We start from the raw sequence: 1,235 nt of genomic DNA on the forward strand, positions 1-1,235 counted from the left end.
GGAGTGGTGTTCAGAGGTGTGGTCTCCCGATCTCCCGCGCCCGGGGCCCGGCGCTGCGGTCGGGGGGGGGGCCCGCCGGCGAGCCGCCGCCCGGGCCGTCCGGGTCGTCGGCGGGGGTGTCGGTCTCCGGGAAGGACAGGCTCCAGCGGCCGGTCGCGTCGGTCTCGCCCTCCTGGACGAGCCGCCAGTTCTCCGCGTCGTAGTGGTCGAGCCGGACCGGGATGCCGGCCGCGGGCGTCCCGCTGCCGGTGTCGAGGACATGGGTGGACACGCTCATGGCCGCTAGTACAGCAGTCCCGGCCCGTCCGGCCGAAGGGGCGCGCGGAGCCGGACGCGGCGGAGGTGCCCGGCGATCCGGCCACGTCAGGGGCGGCGCGGAGGGGCCTGTCCGCTATAGCCTTCGGTGAGGCGAACGAGTGGGTCCGGATCCGTCGAACCCGGACCCTGACCGGGCGCGATCCGGGCAGACTGGAAGATCGACACGTTTTCTTCCCATGTGGCGTGCGGCGCACGGCGCGGGGACCTGGCAGGCGGGTGGTTCGAAACATGGATCGGGAGACACTGGGGCAGCGGATCCGGGCGCTGCGCATCCGGCAGGGCATGAGCCAGGCCCAGCTCGCGTACCCCGAGCTGTCCGACAGCTACATCTCGCTGATCGAGAGCGACAAGCGGGTGCCCGCGCCGAGCGTGGTGGACCTGCTCGCGACCAAGCTGAGCTGTTCGCCGACCTACCTGGTCAGCGGCGTCGGCGAGGACGTGGTGGACGAGCTGCGGGTCACCCTGGACTACGCCGAGATCGCGCTGCGCAACGGCGCGGCGGGCGAGGCCCGGGCCCGGTTCGCCGACGTCCTGGCGAGCCCGGACGCGGTCGCGCTGCCGGACATGCTGCACCAGGCCCGCTGGGGCCACGCGCTCGCGCTGGAGGCGTCCGGCGACCTGGAACGGGCCATCGCCGAGCTGCGCGTGCTGAGCGCCCGGGCGTCCGCCGAGCACGACCCCGACCAGTGGACGCGCGTGCACGTCGCGCTGAGCCGCTGCCTGCGCGAGCGCGGCGACATCAGCGAGAGCGTCCGCGTCGCCGAGGACGCGCTGCGGCAGCTCGCCGCGTCCGGCGCCGACACCTCCGACTCGGCCGTCCACCTCGGCGCGGCGCTGCTCGCGGCGTTCATCGAGCGCGGCGACCTGGTGCGGGCGCGGCAGCTCGCCGCGCAGCTGGTGGAGCGCGCCGACCGCGG

Annotated in this window: 2 protein-coding genes; one reads left to right on the forward strand and one right to left on the reverse strand. The window is 75.0% G+C overall.

What is annotated here, in order from left to right; all coding sequences use genetic code 11:
• Positions 1–10: 10 nt before the first annotated feature.
• Positions 11–277, reverse strand: a complete 267-nt coding sequence (locus tag AB0J52_RS41360) for a hydroxyisourate hydrolase (RefSeq protein WP_500188738.1) — start codon at positions 275–277, stop codon at positions 11–13.
• 269 nt (positions 278–546) lie between these two features.
• On the opposite strand from AB0J52_RS41360, the gene AB0J52_RS41365 reads away from it, so the two are divergent.
• The coding region (locus tag AB0J52_RS41365) for a helix-turn-helix domain-containing protein (RefSeq protein WP_500188739.1) at positions 547–1,235 on the forward strand (689 nt) is incomplete at its 3' end.

The sequence above is a fragment of the Spirillospora sp. NPDC049652 genome (assembly GCF_040675125.1).
Taxonomy (GTDB): domain Bacteria; phylum Actinomycetota; class Actinomycetes; order Streptosporangiales; family Streptosporangiaceae; genus Spirillospora.

Bases quoted from the DNA above. Each gene is read 5' to 3' on its own strand.
- AB0J52_RS41360 (WP_500188738.1), bottom strand. From the start codon at position 277: ATGAGCGTGTCCACCCATGTCCTCGACACCGGCAGCGGGACGCCCGCG.